Genomic DNA, 16,788 nt, shown 5'->3' with positions numbered 1-16,788 from the left:
AAAATCGTGACAGGGTGGTTTCCCGAAGGACCTTCCGTGCGCATCAAAGCAAAAGACGCCCGGGTCACGAGCGTCCTTGCGCTGCTTCATACAGGAATTCGCGCCAAGTGCAAGACACCTGGCGCGATTCTGATGAAATTAAGCCTGGGCGGAAACGACCGTCCAGCGCTTGTCCTTGGAGATCGGTGCGCATTCCTCGATGGAAACGACATCGCCGACCTTATACTGATTGTTTTCGTCGTGTGCCTTGTACTTCTTCGAACGACGAACGGTCTTCTGAAGCAGCGGGTGAGCGAATCGACGCTCAACACGAACTACGACAGTCTTCTCGTTCTTGTCGGACACAACGACGCCCTGCAGAATGCGTTTCGGCATATTATTCTTCCTTAGGCCTTGGCTTCTGCCGCCTTCTGGCGGGCAATGGTTTTAACGCGGGCGATATCCTTGCGGACTTCGTTGATGCGCGAGGACTTCTCCAGCTGACCAGTTGCCTTCTGGAAGCGCAGGTTGAACTGCTCCTTCTTCAGATCGGCGAGCTTGTCCTTGAGCTGGTCGGCGCTGAGGCCGCGAACTTCATCGGCTTTCATGTGCCTTGCTCCTTACTCTGCGATGCGCTGTACGAAGCGCGTCTTGACCGAGAGCTTGGCAGCGCCGAGACGAAGCGCCTCACGGGCGATCTCCTCGGACACACCGTCGATCTCGAACATCATACGACCGGGCTTGACCTTGCATGCCCAGTAATCGACCGAACCCTTGCCCTTACCCATACGAACTTCGGTCGGCTTGGCCGTAACCGGAACGTCGGGGAATACGCGGATCCACACGCGACCTGCGCGCTTCATGTAACGCGTGATCGCGCGGCGGGCCGCTTCGATCTCGCGTGCATTCACGCGGTTCGGTTCCTGCGACTTCAAGCCGAATTCACCGAATGCCAGGTCAAAGCCGCCCTTGGCGACGCCCTTGATGCGTCCCTTGAACTGCTTACGGTACTTAGTACGCTTTGGCTGCAACATTTTCTTACTTCTCCGAGCTTATCTTTCGCCAGCGTCAATCAAGCGTTTTCGCGACGACGATCGCCACGATCGCCACGCTCACGGCTTGCAGGGCCCTGTGCGTCGCCTTCGAGACCGCGACGCTCAGAAGCCATCGGATCGTGCTCAAGGATTTCGCCCTTGAAGATCCAGACCTTGATGCCGCAGATGCCGAATGCGGTTTCAGCTTCAGCCGTGCCGTAGTCGATGTCCGCACGCAGCGTGTGCAACGGAACGCGACCTTCGCGGTACCATTCGGTACGAGCGATTTCAGCACCGCCAAGACGGCCGCCGCAGGTGATCTTGATGCCTTCGGCGCCAAGACGCATTGCGGACTGAACAGCACGCTTCATCGCACGGCGGAAAGCCACGCGGCGCTCGAGCTGCTGAGCGATCGACTGGGCAACCAGCGTCGCGTCGATTTCCGGCTTGCGCACTTCAACGATGTTGAGGTGCGTTTCGGAGTTGGTCATCTCGGAAAGCTTCTTGCGAAGCTTCTCGATGTCTGCACCCTTCTTGCCGATGATCAGACCCGGACGAGCCGAGTGGATCGTGACGCGGCACTTCTTGTGCGGACGCTCGATGACGACCTTTGCGATACCGGCCTGCTTGAGTTCCTTGATCAGGTAAGCCCGGATCTTCAGGTCTTCATGCAGCAGCTTGCCGTATTCTGCGGTGTCAGCGTACCAGCGGCTATCCCAGGTACGGTTGATGCCGAGGCGGAAGCCGATCGGATTGATTTTCTGACCCATTATGCGGCCTCCCCTTTTTCCTCGACTTCACGAACAACGATCGTGAGGTGAGCGAACGGCTTTTCAATGCGGGAAGCACGACCACGGCCACGAGCGTGGAAACGCTTCATGGTGATGGACTTGCCAACATAGGCCTCGGCGACGACGAGAGCGTCGACGTCGAGGTCGTGGTTGTTTTCCGCATTGGCAATTGCAGATTCCAGCGTCTTCTTGACGGTGCCTGCAATGCGCTTGCGGGAGAATTCGAGCTCGGCGAGAGCGCGATCAACCTTCTTGCCACGGATAAGAGCGGCAACCAGGTTCAGTTTCTGGGGGCTGACGCGGAGCGTACGGGCAACGGCCTGAGCCTCGTTGTCCTTCAGCCGGCGTTCGGTCTTAGCCTTCGCCATGATTACTTCCTCTTTGCCTTCTTGTCCGCGCCGTGACCGTAATAGGTACGGGTCGGAGAGAATTCACCGAACTTGTGTCCGACCATGTCTTCGTTAACGGAGACGGGCACATGCTTGCTGCCGTTGTAGACGCCGAAGGTCAGACCAACGAACTGCGGCAGGATCGTGGAGCGACGGCTCCAGATCTTGATTACTTCGTTACGTCCGCTCTCGCGCACCTTCTCAGCCTTGGTGAGAAGATAGCCGTCAACAAACGGACCTTTCCATACTGAACGAGCCATTAGTGACTACCTCTCTTACTTCTTACGCTGATGGCGCGAGCGCATGATGAACTTGTCGGTCGACTTGTTCGAACGGGTGCGCTTGCCCTTCGTGGGCTTGCCCCACGGAGTAACCGGGTGGCGACCACCCGACGTGCGACCTTCACCACCACCGTGCGGGTGGTCGACCGGGTTCATGACGACGCCGCGAACGTGCGGACGCTTGCCGCGCCAACGGGAACGACCGGCCTTGCCGTCGTTGATGTTGGCGTGGTCAGAGTTCGAAACAGCGCCGATCGATGCGAGGCAGGAGCCGTGCACCAGACGCTGTTCGCCCGAGTTGAGACGCAGGATGGCCATGCCGGCATCGCGGCCGACGAGCTGGACATACGTACCGGCGGAGCGAGCGATCTGACCGCCCTTGCCCGGCTTCATCTCGACGTTGTGGATGATCGAACCGACCGGAATGTACTGAAGCGGCATGGTGTTGCCGGGCTTCACGTCCACTGCCTTGTCGGAGGCGATCACCTTGTCACCAGCAGCTAGACGCTGTGGCGCGAGAATGTAAGCCTGTTCGCCGTCGCTATACGTAACCAGCGCGATGAACGCGGTGCGGTTGGGGTCGTATTCCAGACGTTCAACGGTGCCTTCAACGTCGAACTTGCGACGCTTGAAGTCAACCAGACGGTAGGTCCGCTTGTGACCGCCACCCTGGAAACGGACGGTGATCCGGCCCTGGTTGTTACGGCCACCCTTGGAGCTGAGGCCCTGGGTGAGAGCCTTTACCGGCTTGCCCTTGTAGAGCGAAGCGCGGTCCACGATAACCAGCTGGCGCTGGCTCGGCGTGGTCGGATTGAAACTTTTCAATGCCATTTTATTGTTCCCTTTTGGGTCTTTGCCCGCTTGGGCCTAACCTTTAGAGTCCGGTGGACACGTCGATGGATTGACCTTCGGCGAGCGTGACGACGGCTTTCTTGACGTCCTTCAGCTTACCGGCGAACCCACGGAAACGACGGGTCTTACCCTTGCGGATAAGCGTGTTCACAGCCGTGACTTTGACGCCGAAGAGAGCTTCCACGGCAGCCTTGATTTCAGGCTTGGAAGCATTCTTGGCGACGTTGAATACGACCTGGTTCTGTTCGGATACCAGCGTCGACTTTTCCGTGATCGAAGGAGATACGATCACATCGTAGTGGCGAAGATCCGTCATTTGAACCGCTCCTCCAGAGCCTCTACAGCAGCCTTGGAAAGCACCAGCTTGCCACGGCGCAGGATGTCGTAAACATTGATGCCCTGTACCGGCAGAACGTCCACGTTCGGGATGTTCTGAGCAGCGAGCTTGAAGTTGCCATCAAGTTCGGCGCCGCCGATAACGAGAGCGTTGGTCAGGCCAAGCGAAGCGAAGCTGCCCAGCAGAGCCTTGGTCTTTGCTTCGGACGCGACGAGCTGATCGACGATGATCAGTTCTTCAGCCTTCAGCTTTGCAGACAGGGCGTGACGCAGGGCGAGCGCACGAACCTTCTTCGGAAGGTCATGGGCGTGGCTGCGAACAACCGGGCCGTGGGCCTTGCCGCCGCCGCGGAACTGCGGTGCGCGAGCCGAATGGTGACGAGCGCGGCCCGTACCCTTCTGCTTGTACATCTTCGCGCCGGTGCGGGAAACTTCCGACCGGTTCTTGGACTTGTGGGTTCCCTGCTGCTTCTTTGCAAGCTGCCAGCGAACCATGCGGGCCAGAATGTCCTGGCGGGGGTCGAGGCCGAAGATCTCATCCGACAGAGAAACCTTGCCGGCGTCTTTTCCCTCGAGGGTCTTGACGTTCAATTCCATGATAAGGCTCCCTTACTTCGCAGCCGACTTGACGGCGTCGCGGACGATGATCCAGGAACCCTTCGAGCCGGGAACTGCACCCTTCACGAGGATGAGGCCACGGTCTTCATCAGTCGAAACGACTTCGAGGTTCTGGGTCGTAACGCGGGTCTGGCCCATATGACCAGCCATGCGCTTGCCCTTCCAGACGCGACCCGGATCCTGGTTGGAACCAGTCGAACCGTGTGCACGGTGCGAGATCGAGTTACCGTGCGAAGCGCGGCCACCACCGAAGTTGTGACGCTTCATGGCACCGGCGAAACCCTTACCGATCGTGGTTCCGGTGACATCGACCAGCTGGCCGGTCTGAAAATGATTTGCGGTCAGTGTTGCACCGATGTCGATCAGGTTCTCGGGGGAAACCCGGAACTCGACGAGCTTTGCCTTCGGTTCGACATTGGCAGCGGCAAAGTGACCGCGAAGCGCCTTCGTCGTGTTCTTGACCTTGGACTGGCCGGCACCGAGCTGAACTGCGGTGTAGCCATTCTTGTCTTCCGTGCGCTGGGCAACGACTTGTACGTTATCCAGTCGCAATACTGTTACAGGGATATGTTCACCTGCGTCGTTATAGACGCGTGTCATACCCACTTTCTGTGCAATCACACCTGAACGCATTGGTTCATCCTCTTGCGAGCCTTGAAGGGAAAACCCTCTCTGGCCTTTGTTAAGGAGTGCCCTTCGACATCTCACGATGTTTCCGGTCTCCGGTTTGGAAGTCGTTGGATTGCTCCACGTACCTTCCTTGTTATTTCAGCCCTTACCTTGAATGGTTCGGGCCGGGTCTTAGAGCTTGATTTCCACGTCAACGCCAGCAGCGAGGTCGAGCTTCATCAGAGCATCGACAGTCTGCGGGGTGGGGTCAACGATATCGAGAAGACGCTTGTGCGTCCGCATTTCGAACTGTTCACGGCTCTTCTTGTCAACGTGGGGAGAGCGGTTGACAGTAAACTTTTCGATGCGGGTGGGGAGCGGAACCGGGCCGCGAACGCTGGCGCCGGTGCGCTTTGCGGTCGACACGATTTCACGGGTAGAGGCATCGAGGATCCGGTGATCGAACGCCTTGAGGCGGATACGGATATTCTGGCCGTTCATTCGTCTTGTCCTTGTTCTTTGTTATTCGTTTCCGCACGCGGAAACACATGAACTTCTATTGATCGTGGCGCCGCAGATTTTCAAAAATCGAGAGGAATGCGCGTCGCACCCCAATCATTTCAGTAGTCTGTATTGCTAAAAACACCGCGTTCCGCAATCGCTTGCGAATCCAGCGGTGAATGTGAGTGCGCGTTTACGCGCTTTCACCGAATTTTTCAAGCACTAAAAATGCAACGCCGCCAGGCTTTTTACCAAAAGTCCGGCGGCGGTGCTGTTCACACCGCCGCCAGCCTGAATTTCAACGGTCGAGATTACTCGACGATCGAGGCAACGATGCCGGCGCCGACGGTCCGGCCGCCTTCGCGGATAGCGAAGCGCAGCTTTTCTTCCATCGCGATCGGAACGATCAGCTCGACGTCAACCGTGACGTTGTCGCCAGGCATAACCATTTCCGTGCCTTCCGGAAGCGTAACGATGCCCGTAACGTCCGTCGTGCGGAAGTAGAACTGCGGACGGTAGTTCGTGAAGAACGGCGTATGACGGCCGCCTTCTTCCTTCGTCAGGATGTAGGCTTCTGCCTTGAACTTCTTGTGCGGCTTTACCGAACCCGGCTTGCACAGGATCTGACCACGCTCGACGCCGTCACGGTTAACACCGCGAACAAGTGCACCGATGTTGTCGCCAGCCTGGCCCTGGTCGAGCAGCTTGCGGAACATTTCAACGCCGGTAACAGTCGTCTTCGAGGTCGGACGGATGCCGACGATTTCGACTTCTTCACCAACCTTGACGATACCGCGCTCAACGCGACCCGTCACAACCGTACCACGGCCCGAGATCGAGAACACGTCTTCGATCGGCATCAGGAACGGCTGGTCGATCGGACGCTCAGGCGTCGGAATGTAGGCGTCAACCGCAGCCATCAGCTCGCGGATCGCGTCTTCACCGATCTTCTTGTCGGAATCTTCAAGAGCAGCAAGCGCCGAACCCTTGATGATCGGAATATCGTCGCCCGGGAAGTCGTAGGACGACAGAAGTTCGCGAACTTCAAGCTCGACGAGCTCGAGAAGCTCGGCGTCGTCAACCTGGTCGACCTTGTTGAGGAACACGACGATGGCCGGAACGCCAACCTGACGGGCAAGCAGGATGTGCTCGCGCGTCTGCGGCATCGGGCCGTCAGCGGCGGAGCAAACCAGGATCGCGCCGTCCATCTGGGCAGCACCGGTGATCATGTTCTTCACGTAGTCGGCGTGGCCGGGGCAGTCAACGTGAGCGTAGTGACGGTTGGCCGTCTCGTACTCAACGTGTGCCGTCGAGATCGTGATACCACGAGCCTTCTCTTCAGGAGCCGCGTCGATCTGGTCATACGCCTTGAACTCGCCGAAGAACTTCGTGATTGCTGCCGTCAGCGACGTCTTGCCATGGTCAACGTGACCGATCGTGCCAATGTTGACGTGCGGCTTCGTCCGCTCAAACTTGCTCTTTGCCATTAGTGGCTCTCCATTCTTGTCCCGTGACGGGAATAATCTTCAAAATTCGGTGGGGCGTACCCCGATCACTTCTGACCGGAGTACTTTGCCTGGATTTCCTGCGCCACGTTCGACGGAACCGGCGAATAGTGATCGAACGTCATCGAGTACTGAGCGCGACCCTGCGACATGGAGCGCAGGTTATCGACGTACTTGAACATGTTCGCGAGCGGAACATGCGCGTTGATGACGACGGCGATACCACGGCTTTCCTGGCCCTGGATCTGACCACGACGGGAGTTCAGGTCGCCGATAACGTCGCCGACATAGTCTTCCGGCGTTACGACTTCGACCTTCATCATCGGCTCGAGAAGCTGTGCACCAGCCTTCTTGGCTGCTTCACGGAAGCAGGCACGCGATGCGATTTCGAAGGCGAGAACCGACGAGTCAACATCGTGGAATGCACCGTCGACCAGCGTCGCCTTGACGCCGAGCATCGGGAAGCCAGCCAGCGGACCGGAAGACAGAACGCTTTCGATACCCTTCTGAACGCCCGGGATGTATTCCTTCGGAACAGCACCACCGACGATCTTCGACTCGAACTTGAAGTCTTCGCCTTCGGGGTTCGGTTCGAAGATGATCTTCACGCGAGCGAACTGACCGGTACCACCGGACTGCTTCTTGTGCGTGTAGTCTTCTTCGTGCTGACGCGTGATCGTTTCGCGGTAGGCAACCTGCGGAGCACCGACGGTTGCTTCAACCTTGAACTCGCGACGCATACGGTCAACGATGATGTCGAGGTGAAGTTCGCCCATGCCGGCAATGATGGTCTGGCCGGATTCGTCGTCGGTCTTGACGCGGAAGGACGGATCTTCTGCAGCCAGACGGTTGAGCGCGAGGCCCATCTTTTCCTGGTCGCCCTTGGTCTTCGGCTCGATCGCGATCTGGATGACCGGCTCGGGGAATTCCATGCGCTCGAGGATAACCGGCTTCAGCGGATCGCAGAGCGTATCGCCAGTGGTGGTTTCCTTGAGGCCAGCCAGAGCAACGATGTCGCCTGCATAGGCTTCTTCGATGTCTTCACGGCTGTTGGAGTGCATCTGAAGCATACGGCCGACGCGCTCGCGCTTGTCCTTGACCGTGTTCATGACAGACGTGCCCTTTTCGAGCTTGCCCGAGTAGATGCGCGCGAAAGTGAGCGAACCAACGAAGGGGTCGTTCATGATCTTGAACGCGAGCATGGAAAGCGGCTCGGAATCGTCAGCGTGACGCTCGATTTCGGCTTCCGTCTTGGCGTCGATGCCCTTGATCGCCGGAATGTCCAGCGGCGAAGGGAGATAGTCGACAACGGCGTCGAGGAGCGGCTGAACGCCCTTGTTCTTGAACGCGGTACCGCAGAACATCGGGTGGAACTTCACGTCGATGGTGCCGCGGCGAACGAGTTCACGAATCTTGTCGTTGTCCGGGTAGTTGCCTTCGAGGTAGGCTTCCATCGCTTCTTCGTCGATCTCGACAACCGTCTCGATCAGCTTTTCACGATATTCTTCAGCCTTGGCCTTCATGTCCTCGGGGATCTCGACGACGTCCCACTGGGCGCCGAGCGACTCGTCGCGCCATACGAGAGCATTCATCTCGATCAGGTCGATAACGCCCTTGAACTCGGTCTCAGCGCCGATCGGCAGCTGCATGACAACGGCAGTGGCGCCGAGACGGGTCTTGATCATTTCTACCGAGCGGTAGAAGTCAGCACCGGTCTTGTCCATCTTGTTGCAGAAGATCATGCGCGGAACATGATACTTCTCAGCCTGACGCCAGACGGTTTCCGTCTGCGGCTCAACACCGGCGTTGGCGTCGAGCAGCGCGATGGCGCCGTCAAGAACGCGCAGCGAACGCTCGACTTCGATGGTGAAGTCAACGTGGCCGGGGGTGTCGATGATGTTGAAGCGGCGGGTCTTGCCGTCACGGCCCTTCCAGAAGGTCGTGGTCGCAGCGGACGTGATGGTGATACCACGCTCCTGCTCCTGCTCCATCCAGTCCATCGTGGCTGCGCCATCGTGAACTTCGCCGATCTTGTGCGACTTACCGGTGTAATAGAGAATACGCTCGGTGGTGGTCGTCTTGCCGGCGTCGATATGCGCCATGATACCGAAATTGCGGTAGTCTTCGATTTTATATTCGCGAGCCATAATGGACTGCCTTTCGATATGCGATCGGTTAAGATTACCAGCGGTAATGCGAGAATGCGCGGTTAGCGTCGGCCATCTTGTGCGTGTCTTCACGCTTCTTGACGGCGGAGCCGCGGTTGTTCGCAGCGTCCATGAGTTCGCCGGAGAGGCGATCGATCATGGTCGTTTCGTTGCGCTTGCGCGCAGCGGTGATCAACCAGCGGATTGCGAGGGCCTGGCGACGCTCGGGACGAACATCAACCGGAACCTGGTATGTCGCACCACCAACGCGGCGCGAACGCACTTCAACATGCGGCGCAACATTGTCGAGGGCCGAATGGAACACGGCGAGCGGCTCCTGCTTCGTCTTGCCCTGAACGACGTCGAACGCGCCGTAAACGATGCTTTCTGCTACCGACTTCTTGCCGTGAAGCATGATGGCGTTCATGAACTTGGTGACGACCAGATCACCGAACTTCGGATCCGGGTTGATCTCACGCTTTTCTGCACTATGGCGACGGGACATACTTTTTGTCTCTCAATGTTATTGACGCTATACCACGCGGAGAACCTCGCGCAGCGCCGAATTGTTGTTGCCGAAATTACTTCGGACGCTTCGCACCGTACTTCGAACGGCGCTGCTTGCGGTTCTTGACGCCCTGGGTATCGAGAACACCGCGGATGATGTGGTAACGAACGCCCGGCAAGTCCTTCACGCGGCCGCCGCGGATCATGACGACAGAGTGTTCCTGAAGGTTGTGACCTTCGCCAGGAATGTAGCCGATGACTTCGAAGCCGTTGGTGAGGCGGATCTTGGCAACCTTACGCAGAGCCGAGTTCGGCTTCTTCGGGGTCGTCGTGTAAACGCGGGTGCAAACACCACGCTTCTGCGGGTTTTCCTGCAGGGCAGGAACCTTGTTGCGCTTTACCTGTGCCTGGCGAGGCTTGCGGATCAGCTGGTTTACGGTAGGCATATAACCATCCCTTGCAAAAACTACTTTAGCCACCCTCACGGGTGGCGGCTATGCCGTTGCCGGCGACGATGCACGCATATATCCTCATGCGCAAAACGTGGCCCGATCCGGTTTCACGGATGGACCACCAAGAGCAGAGGACACCGGATGAGGCGTCTTGCGTGCAACATTCGTGTCTTCTACGTGCAATGGAGACCCGTTTGAGATGATGTTCGGGAAAAAGCTTACCGAACGGCCAGCACCCACAGAGGCTCCGATGGCGGGCGTACTACTGTTTTAGCCAGCTTTCGTCAAGGGTGAATCCGCATTTTGCGCCCGCGCCCGGGGCCACGAACGCCACCGCAACGCCATTTCCCCCTCCCTATACCATAAGTCGGCATCAACGGCAGCGATTTTAACCTCCGGCCTTTGGCTTTTCATAAAATCCGTCTATTGATTCCCTCAGGCTGGCCGGACATGGCCGCCCCGCGGGCGGAACCGATTCCCCCTGCCCTGATGACAGCAACGAAAGATCAAGGAACCGCGTCATGAGCACCCTCCCCGACAACGACAACGGACGCGATGAGCCGATGGTCTTCATCGTCATCGGCAAGGCTTACGAAACCGACAACTCCGAGGGTATCGACATTCACGTCATCCTCAGGGCGCCGGATGACGACACAGCCGTTCGCGAAACGCTGAATGCGCTTTCCGAGGAAGGCTTCATCGAAGCCGATCTCGACCAGATCGGCATGCTGACCGAAATTCCCGATGAAGAGCCGCACGCCTCGGCCTATCAGGGCGCGCTCGAAGGCGAAGTCGCCATCATCCGCTTCGCCTGAAGAGCCTTGGCCATGGCGGTCAGACGTGTCGTCGCCAACATCGCTACCTCCGACCCCGCGCTGGCGCAGGTCTTTTATGGCGATATCCTCGGCATGCCGGTCGCCATGGATCACGGCTGGATCGTCACCCATGCCAGCCCGCTCAAGGCGCCGGCGCAGCTAAGCTTTGCGCGCGAAGGCGGTTCCGGCACAGATGTGCCGGACTTCTCCATAGAAGTCGACAATTTCGATGAGGTCCGCGACCGGATCGTCGCAGCCGGACTGCCGATAGAATACGGCCCCACCGTCGAGTCCTGGGGCGTACGTCGCCTGTTCGTACGCGACCCTTTTGGAAAGCTTGTCAATATATTAAGTCACTTATAGAATATAGAGTCTGAATAATAGTATTGATTCTTAAAAGATTGAATGCTGCACAAACATAGGCTTAGAATAGTTCCGACGCAAAATTTCGGGGTCGGGTTGGATACTTTATCATCGTCTGACATTATCGATGACATTTATGAAGCGGCGCTTTTTCCCGACCGCTGGTCGCAGGTTCTGGCAAATGCCGGCGGCCGCCTCGGTTTCTGGGGCGGCGCCATCACCTGGGGCAAGGGGGAAGACCAGGCCTGGCTGCACACGCCCAACTTTCAAGAACTGATGAAGGACTACATGGCGGGAGGCTGGAATCACCGCAATGATCGCCTTACGCGTACTGCCCGTGAAGGCCGGTTCGCCTTCGTGCAGGATTTCGACGTCTTCACCCCTGATGAATGGGCCGAACTGCCGATCGTCCGTGAGTTCCTCAGGCCCCGCGGCCTGGGCTATGGTGCGACGACACAGGTCGCGCCGCCCGGCCATCCGGAGATGACGGTACTGTTTGAACACAGGCTGGAAGCTGGCATAATCCGGCCTGATACGATGGCTGCACTCGCCGGACTGAGGCCACATATCGCCCGTAGCCTTGCGCTCGCAACGCGGCTGCAACGGCAGAAAGCCGACGCGATGACCTTCGGCCTCAATGCCATTGGCGCTCCGGCAGCCGTGCTGCAGGCAAACGGCCTTATTCTCTCGGCCAACGATCTCTTCCTGTCACTGCAGAAATGTTTCGCCGCCCCCACACGCGACAGTATTGCCATTGCTGACGAGAGGGTGAACCGGCTCCTGTACAAAGCGCTGGCCGGGCACGATGCCGGTTCCTTCCCTCTCCCCGCCGGTGAAGATAGACCCTGCATTCTTCACGTCATACCGCTGCGCAAGAAGGCGCTCGACTTATCTCCGAAAGGCAACGCCATCGTGCTCATATCGCAGCCCACCGGCACCATTGCCGACGCAAGCGCGTTGTTGAAGGGGCTATACGACCTCACAAGAGGCGAGGCACGCGTGGCTTTGGAAATCATGAAAGGACTTTCGCTACCGGCAGTGGCGAAGCAATTGCAGATTTCCCATGAAACGGTGCGCAGCAACGCAAAGTCGATCTATGCCAAGACCGGCAGCGCAGGCCAGACCGATCTTGTTCGGCGCCTCTCTGTCCTGACCCGCTATAACATCCGGAAACCGGACTAACCCTGTTGCATATGCAGGAATGCCGGGCGGCGGTGGAGGCGCCCGGCCTCTGTCCATACAAACAAAAACGCCCGGATTGCTCCGGGCGTTTTGCTTCGAACTTTGGGGGGCTCCGCAAAGCCCCTGCCCTGTCTGACCTTACTCGGCAGCCGGAGCCTGGTCCGTCATGTCCTGCAGCATCTGGTTTGCAGAACCTGCACCGGTACCCTTGCGGCGTTCCTCGAGAATGAGGTCGTCGCGCGAGGTGGCGATGCGGCGGATCTGCGTCATGGTACCGCCGGTACCGGCCGGGATGAGACGGCCGACGATGACGTTTTCCTTGAGACCCTGCAGCGTGTCCGTCTTGCCGGCAATCGCAGCTTCCGTGAGAACCTTGGTGGTTTCCTGGAAGGATGCGGCCGAGATGAAGGACGGCGTCTGCAGCGAAGCCTTGGTGATGCCGAGCAGAACCGGCTCGCCGTAGGCAGGCTTCTTGCCTTCTTCGATCAGGCGGTCGTTGTTGTCATCGAGCTCGATGCGATCAACGTTGTCACCCACGATGTACTGGCTATCGCCAGCATCGGTGATTTCAACCTTCTGCAGCATCTGGCGAACGATCACCTCGATGTGCTTGTCGTTGATCACAACGCCCTGCAGACGGTAGACTTCCTGGATTTCGTTCACGAGGTAGGAAGCCAGAGCTTCCACGCCCTTGATCGCCAGAATGTCGTGCGGCGCCGGGTTACCGTCGAGGATGTATTCACCCTTTTCGATATAGTCGCCTTCCTGAAGGTGGAAGGGCTTGCCCTTCGGGATCAGGTATTCGACCGGCTCGACGCCGTCTTCCGCAGGCTCGATCATCACGCGGCGCTTGTTCTTGTAGTCGCGGCCGAGGCGGATCGTACCATCGATCTCTGCGATGATGGCGTGATCCTTCGGACGACGGGCTTCGAACAGTTCCGCAACGCGCGGCAGACCACCGGTGATGTCCTTCGTCTTGGCGCTTTCCAGCGGCGAACGTGCAAGCACGTCACCCTGGGAGACCTTCGCACCCGGCTCGACCGACAGGATGGCGTCGACCGAGAGCTGGAAGCGGGCTTCGCCACCACGGGCAAGCTTCGCAACAGCGCCGGACGCGTCCTTGATGACGATCGCAGGCTTGAGATCCGAACCGCGCGGCGTCGAGCGCCAGTCAATGACCTGACGCTTGGTGATGCCGGTGGATTCGTCGGTTGCTTCCAGAACGGATAGACCGTCGACGAGGTCTTCGAAGTGAACGGTACCTTCCACTTCCGTCATCATCGGACGGGTGTAGGGGTCCCACTCTGCAAGACGCTGGCCACGCTTTACCTTGTCGCCATCATCAACGAAGATCTTCGAACCGTAAGCCACACGCTGTGTAGAACGTTCCGCGCCGCGCTCATCAAGGATCGTAACGGACATGTTACGGCCCATGGCGATGAGAACGCCTTCGGAGTTCCGCAGGATGTTGCGGTTCTTGATCTGGATCGTGCCTTCATAAGACGCTTCGAGGAACGACTGGTCGACCACGTTTGCCGTGCCACCAAGGTGGAACGTACGCATGGTGAGCTGCGTGCCCGGTTCACCGATCGACTGTGCGGCGATAACGCCAACGGCTTCGCCCATGTTGACAGGCGTACCGCGTGCAAGGTCACGACCGTAGCAGACGCCGCAGACACCAACCTGCACTTCGCAGGTGAGCGCCGAGCGGATGCGAACGGACTGGATGCCAGCCTTCTCGATGGCAGCCACGTCGGCTTCGTCGATCAGCGTGCCAGCCTTGACGATGTTCTCGCCGGTGACCGGGTTGTCGATGTCATCGAGAGCCGTACGACCGAGGATACGCGCGCCGAGCGAAGCAACCACCTGACCGGCATCAACGATGGCAGTCATGGTGAGGCCCTTGTCGGTGCCGCAATCCCTGGAGTTGACAATGCAATCCTGCGCGACGTCGACGAGACGACGGGTCAGGTAACCCGAGTTCGCGGTCTTCAGGGCGGTGTCTGCGAGACCCTTACGGGCACCGTGGGTCGAGTTGAAGTACTCGTTAACGGTCAGGCCTTCCTTGAAGTTCGAGATGATCGGCGTCTCGATGATTTCACCCGATGGCTTCGCCATCAGACCGCGCATGCCGCCCAGCTGACGCATCTGGTTCGGAGAACCACGAGCACCCGAGTGGGACATCATGTAGATGGAGTTCATCGGCTTCTGGCGGCCCGTTTCCGGATCGAACTCGACAGCCTTGATGCGTGCCATCATCTCTTCGGCGACCTTTTCAGTTGCCTTGCCCCAGGCGTCGACAACCTTGTTGTACTTTTCGCCCTGGGTGATGAGACCATCATTGTACTGCTGTTCGTATTCCTTCACGAGAGCTTCGGTGTCGCCAACGATCTTCACCTTGCTGTCAGGAATGACCATGTCGTCCTTGCCGAACGAAATGCCGGCGCGGCAGGCATGGGCAAAGCCGAGCTGCATGATGCGGTCACAGAAGATGACCGTGTCTTTCTGGCCGCAATGACGGTAGACCGTGTCGATCATCTTGGAGATGTTCTTCTTGGTCATTTCCTGGTTGCAGACGTCGAAAGGCACGTTGACGTTCTTCGGCAGAAGTTCGCCAATCAGCATACGACCAGGGGTCGTCTCATGGATCTTCGAAACCGGCTTGCCATCGGCATCCACGGTCTTGAAGCGACCACGGATCTTGGCATGCAGCGTCACGACCTTGTTTTCAAGCGCGTGATGCAGCTCACCGATGTCGGAGAAGGCCATGCCTTCGCCCGGCTCGTTCTGGTTCATGATCGACAGGTAATACAGGCCGAGAACCATGTCCTGCGAAGGAACGATGATCGGGTGGCCGTTTGCCGGATGCAGGATGTTGTTGGTCGACATCATCAGCACGCGCGCTTCCAGCTGGGCTTCCAGTGAAAGCGGAACGTGAACAGCCATCTGGTCACCGTCGAAGTCGGCGTTGAAGGCCGTGCAGACGAGCGGGTGCAGCTGGATGGCCTTGCCTTCAACCAGCATGGGTTCGAAAGCCTGGATACCCAGACGGTGCAGCGTCGGCGCGCGGTTCAACAGAACCGGATGTTCGCGGATGACCTCGTCGAGGATATCCCAAACCTCAGGCTTTTCCTTTTCAACCAGCTTCTTGGCCTGCTTGACGGTCGAGGAGTAACCCTTGGCGTCGAGGCGGGCGTAGATGAACGGCTTGAACAGTTCGAGCGCCATCTTCTTCGGCAGACCGCACTGGTGCAGCTTCAGTTCCGGACCGGTCACGATGACCGAACGGCCGGAATAGTCGACGCGCTTGCCGAGAAGGTTCTGGCGGAAACGGCCCTGCTTGCCCTTGAGCATGTCGGAGAGCGACTTCAGCGGGCGCTTGTTGGCACCCGTGATGACGCGACCGCGACGGCCGTTGTCGAACAGCGCATCGACGGATTCCTGCAACATACGCTTTTCGTTGCGGATGATGATGCCAGGCGCACGAAGCTCGATCAGGCGCTTCAGACGGTTGTTACGGTTGATGACGCGGCGATAGAGATCGTTAAGGTCGGACGTCGCAAAACGGCCGCCATCCAGCGGAACCAGCGGACGCAGGTCCGGCGGAATGACCGGAACGACCTTCATGATCATCCATTCAGGACGGTTGCCCGATTCCATGAAGTTCTCGACGATCTTCAGGCGCTTCATCAGCTTCTTCTGCTTGAGATCCGACGTGGTCTCAGCAAGTTCGGCACGCAGGTCGCCGGCGATCTTTTCGAGGTTCATCGAAGCCAGCATCTCATAGATGGCTTCAGCGCCGATCATGGCGGTGAACTGGTCTTCGCCGAACTCGTCGACGGCGATCATGTACTCTTCTTCAGACAGAAGCTGGTTCTGCTTGAGCGAGGTGAGACCGGGTTCCGTGACAATGTAGTTCTCGAAATAGAGAACACGCTCGACATCCTTCAGCGTCATGTCGAGCAGGGTCGAGATACGCGAAGGAAGCGACTTCAGGAACCAGATGTGGGCAACCGGCGCTGCGAGCTCGATATGGCCCATGCGCTCACGGCGAACGCGCGACAGCGTGACTTCGACGCCGCACTTTTCGCAGATGATGCCCTTGTACTTCATGCGCTTGTACTTGCCGCACAGGCACTCATAGTCCTTGATCGGCCCGAAGATACGCGCGCAGAAAAGACCGTCACGCTCAGGCTTGAACGTACGGTAGTTGATGGTTTCCGGCTTCTTGATCTCGCCGTAGGACCACGACAGGATTTTTTCCGGCGAAGCGATCGAAATCCGGATGGAATCGAAATGCTGCGCAGGCACCTGAGGATTGAAAAGATTCATGACCTCTTGGTTCATGCCTTGTCTCCTTGAGAGGCTAGCTGCTGCCCCTGTTTGCATCTGGACCGGCTTCTTCCCGGGTCGCCGTCCAGAGCTTT

General features: G+C 58.3%; 19 protein-coding genes. 3 read left to right on the top strand and 16 right to left on the bottom strand.

Translation table 11 applies throughout. The features are described from left to right. Window positions 1-138: 138 nt before the first annotated feature. The 15 genes from rpsQ to rpsL all read right to left on the bottom strand — a co-directional run bounded on the left by rpsQ (window position 139) and on the right by rpsL (window position 9,995). Complete coding sequence (rpsQ, locus tag BLU28_RS06555; RefSeq protein WP_003495195.1) at window positions 139-375, bottom strand: 30S ribosomal protein S17; 237 nt, start codon at window positions 373-375, stop codon at window positions 139-141. A gap of 11 nt (window positions 376-386) precedes the next feature. Next, window positions 387-587 (bottom strand): 50S ribosomal protein L29, encoded by a 201-nt coding sequence (gene rpmC, locus BLU28_RS06550; RefSeq protein ID WP_003495193.1) that lies wholly within the window; start codon window positions 585-587, stop codon window positions 387-389. Between the two features lie 12 nt (window positions 588-599). After that, window positions 600-1,013, bottom strand: a complete 414-nt coding sequence (rplP, locus tag BLU28_RS06545) for a 50S ribosomal protein L16 (protein WP_003495190.1) — start codon at window positions 1,011-1,013, stop codon at window positions 600-602. A 38-nt stretch (window positions 1,014-1,051) separates the two neighbouring features. Beyond that, entirely contained in the window at window positions 1,052-1,783 is a 732-nt protein-coding gene (gene rpsC, locus BLU28_RS06540; protein WP_004442600.1) for a 30S ribosomal protein S3, read from the bottom strand. Continuing rightward, window positions 1,783-2,172 carry a 50S ribosomal protein L22 gene (gene rplV / locus BLU28_RS06535; protein ID WP_003521005.1) on the bottom strand — a complete coding sequence of 130 codons (390 nt, stop codon included), beginning with the start codon at window positions 2,170-2,172 and terminating at the stop codon, window positions 1,783-1,785. Before rplV ends, rpsC begins: the two co-directional genes overlap by 1 nt. 2 nt (window positions 2,173-2,174) lie before the next feature. Continuing rightward, window positions 2,175-2,453 (bottom strand): 30S ribosomal protein S19, encoded by a 279-nt coding sequence (gene rpsS, locus BLU28_RS06530; RefSeq protein WP_003507772.1) that lies wholly within the window; start codon window positions 2,451-2,453, stop codon window positions 2,175-2,177. 15 nt (window positions 2,454-2,468) lie between these two features. Further along, complete coding sequence (rplB, locus tag BLU28_RS06525; RefSeq protein ID WP_022556535.1) at window positions 2,469-3,305, bottom strand: 50S ribosomal protein L2; 837 nt, start codon at window positions 3,303-3,305, stop codon at window positions 2,469-2,471. Window positions 3,306-3,348: 43 nt separating this feature from the next. Beyond that, window positions 3,349-3,642: a 50S ribosomal protein L23 gene (locus tag BLU28_RS06520; RefSeq protein ID WP_003521003.1), complete on the bottom strand. Its 294-nt coding sequence runs from the start codon at window positions 3,640-3,642 to the stop codon at window positions 3,349-3,351. Continuing rightward, the gene (rplD, locus tag BLU28_RS06515) at window positions 3,639-4,259 is read right to left on the bottom strand and encodes a 50S ribosomal protein L4 (protein ID WP_003495173.1); all 621 of its coding nucleotides are present in this window, start codon (window positions 4,257-4,259) and stop codon (window positions 3,639-3,641) included. The genes BLU28_RS06520 and rplD overlap by 4 nt, the downstream gene beginning before the upstream one ends. Window positions 4,260-4,271: 12 nt before the next feature. Continuing rightward, window positions 4,272-4,913: a 50S ribosomal protein L3 gene (rplC, locus tag BLU28_RS06510; protein WP_004442604.1), complete on the bottom strand. Its 642-nt coding sequence runs from the start codon at window positions 4,911-4,913 to the stop codon at window positions 4,272-4,274. Between the two features lie 168 nt (window positions 4,914-5,081). Beyond that, entirely contained in the window at window positions 5,082-5,390 is a 309-nt protein-coding gene (rpsJ, locus tag BLU28_RS06505) for a 30S ribosomal protein S10 (protein WP_003507767.1), read from the bottom strand. A gap of 311 nt (window positions 5,391-5,701) precedes the next feature. After that, window positions 5,702-6,877 carry an elongation factor Tu gene (tuf, locus tag BLU28_RS06500; protein ID WP_004442617.1) on the bottom strand — a complete coding sequence of 392 codons (1,176 nt, stop codon included), beginning with the start codon at window positions 6,875-6,877 and terminating at the stop codon, window positions 5,702-5,704. A gap of 65 nt (window positions 6,878-6,942) precedes the next feature. Further along, window positions 6,943-9,042, bottom strand: a complete 2,100-nt coding sequence (gene fusA, locus BLU28_RS06495; RefSeq protein ID WP_004442619.1) for an elongation factor G — start codon at window positions 9,040-9,042, stop codon at window positions 6,943-6,945. A 34-nt stretch (window positions 9,043-9,076) separates the two neighbouring features. After that, a complete protein-coding gene (gene rpsG, locus BLU28_RS06490) occupies window positions 9,077-9,547 on the bottom strand; it encodes a 30S ribosomal protein S7 (RefSeq protein ID WP_004442621.1) in 471 nt (156 codons plus the stop codon). Between the two features lie 76 nt (window positions 9,548-9,623). Further along, window positions 9,624-9,995, bottom strand: a complete 372-nt coding sequence (rpsL, locus tag BLU28_RS06485) for a 30S ribosomal protein S12 (protein ID WP_003507760.1) — start codon at window positions 9,993-9,995, stop codon at window positions 9,624-9,626. Between the two features lie 527 nt (window positions 9,996-10,522). On the opposite strand from rpsL, the gene BLU28_RS06480 reads away from it, so the two are divergent. The 3 genes from BLU28_RS06480 to BLU28_RS06470 all read left to right on the top strand — a co-directional run bounded on the left by BLU28_RS06480 (window position 10,523) and on the right by BLU28_RS06470 (window position 12,361). Next, window positions 10,523-10,816: a hypothetical protein gene (locus BLU28_RS06480; RefSeq protein WP_003523731.1), complete on the top strand. Its 294-nt coding sequence runs from the start codon at window positions 10,523-10,525 to the stop codon at window positions 10,814-10,816. Between the two features lie 12 nt (window positions 10,817-10,828). After that, window positions 10,829-11,179 (top strand): VOC family protein, encoded by a 351-nt coding sequence (locus tag BLU28_RS06475; RefSeq protein WP_077987216.1) that lies wholly within the window; start codon window positions 10,829-10,831, stop codon window positions 11,177-11,179. Between the two features lie 96 nt (window positions 11,180-11,275). After that, the gene (locus tag BLU28_RS06470) at window positions 11,276-12,361 is read left to right on the top strand and encodes a helix-turn-helix transcriptional regulator (protein WP_035211818.1); all 1,086 of its coding nucleotides are present in this window, start codon (window positions 11,276-11,278) and stop codon (window positions 12,359-12,361) included. A gap of 138 nt (window positions 12,362-12,499) precedes the next feature. Here the strand turns inward: BLU28_RS06470 and rpoC are convergent, their stop codons facing one another. Next, window positions 12,500-16,708, bottom strand: a complete 4,209-nt coding sequence (gene rpoC, locus BLU28_RS06465) for a DNA-directed RNA polymerase subunit beta' (protein ID WP_004442633.1) — start codon at window positions 16,706-16,708, stop codon at window positions 12,500-12,502. Between the last annotated feature and the right edge of the window lie 80 nt (window positions 16,709-16,788).

Origin of the sequence: Agrobacterium pusense (assembly GCF_900102105.1) — a bacterium.
In the GTDB taxonomy this organism is placed as follows: domain Bacteria; phylum Pseudomonadota; class Alphaproteobacteria; order Rhizobiales; family Rhizobiaceae; genus Agrobacterium; species Agrobacterium pusense.
The sequence above is the reverse complement of the archived record's forward strand: the minus strand, read 5'-3'. Positions and strand labels throughout refer to the sequence as shown.

Excerpts from the sequence above, each read along its gene's own strand:
- rpmC (WP_003495193.1), bottom strand. The coding sequence starts at position 587 with ATGAAAGCCGATGAAGTTCGCGGCCTCAGCGCCGACCAGCTCAAGGAC.
- BLU28_RS06480 (WP_003523731.1), top strand. The coding sequence starts at position 10,523 with ATGAGCACCCTCCCCGACAACGACAACGGACGCGATGAGCCGATGGTC.
- BLU28_RS06475 (WP_077987216.1), top strand. The coding sequence starts at position 10,829 with ATGGCGGTCAGACGTGTCGTCGCCAACATCGCTACCTCCGACCCCGCG.
- rplC (WP_004442604.1), bottom strand. The coding sequence starts at position 4,913 with ATGCGTTCAGGTGTGATTGCACAGAAAGTGGGTATGACACGCGTCTAT.
- rpsL (WP_003507760.1), bottom strand. The coding sequence starts at position 9,995 with ATGCCTACCGTAAACCAGCTGATCCGCAAGCCTCGCCAGGCACAGGTA.
- BLU28_RS06520 (WP_003521003.1), bottom strand. The coding sequence starts at position 3,642 with ATGACGGATCTTCGCCACTACGATGTGATCGTATCTCCTTCGATCACG.
- rplP (WP_003495190.1), bottom strand. The coding sequence starts at position 1,013 with ATGTTGCAGCCAAAGCGTACTAAGTACCGTAAGCAGTTCAAGGGACGC.
- rpsJ (WP_003507767.1), bottom strand. The coding sequence starts at position 5,390 with ATGAACGGCCAGAATATCCGTATCCGCCTCAAGGCGTTCGATCACCGG.
- rpsQ (WP_003495195.1), bottom strand. The coding sequence starts at position 375 with ATGCCGAAACGCATTCTGCAGGGCGTCGTTGTGTCCGACAAGAACGAG.
- rpsG (WP_004442621.1), bottom strand. The coding sequence starts at position 9,547 with ATGTCCCGTCGCCATAGTGCAGAAAAGCGTGAGATCAACCCGGATCCG.
- rplV (WP_003521005.1), bottom strand. The coding sequence starts at position 2,172 with ATGGCGAAGGCTAAGACCGAACGCCGGCTGAAGGACAACGAGGCTCAG.
- rplB (WP_022556535.1), bottom strand. The coding sequence starts at position 3,305 with ATGGCATTGAAAAGTTTCAATCCGACCACGCCGAGCCAGCGCCAGCTG.
- rpsC (WP_004442600.1), bottom strand. The coding sequence starts at position 1,783 with ATGGGTCAGAAAATCAATCCGATCGGCTTCCGCCTCGGCATCAACCGT.
- tuf (WP_004442617.1), bottom strand. The coding sequence starts at position 6,877 with ATGGCAAAGAGCAAGTTTGAGCGGACGAAGCCGCACGTCAACATTGGC.
- rpoC (WP_004442633.1), bottom strand. The coding sequence starts at position 16,708 with ATGAACCAAGAGGTCATGAATCTTTTCAATCCTCAGGTGCCTGCGCAG.
- rplD (WP_003495173.1), bottom strand. The coding sequence starts at position 4,259 with ATGGAATTGAACGTCAAGACCCTCGAGGGAAAAGACGCCGGCAAGGTT.
- fusA (WP_004442619.1), bottom strand. The coding sequence starts at position 9,042 with ATGGCTCGCGAATATAAAATCGAAGACTACCGCAATTTCGGTATCATG.
- rpsS (WP_003507772.1), bottom strand. The coding sequence starts at position 2,453 with ATGGCTCGTTCAGTATGGAAAGGTCCGTTTGTTGACGGCTATCTTCTC.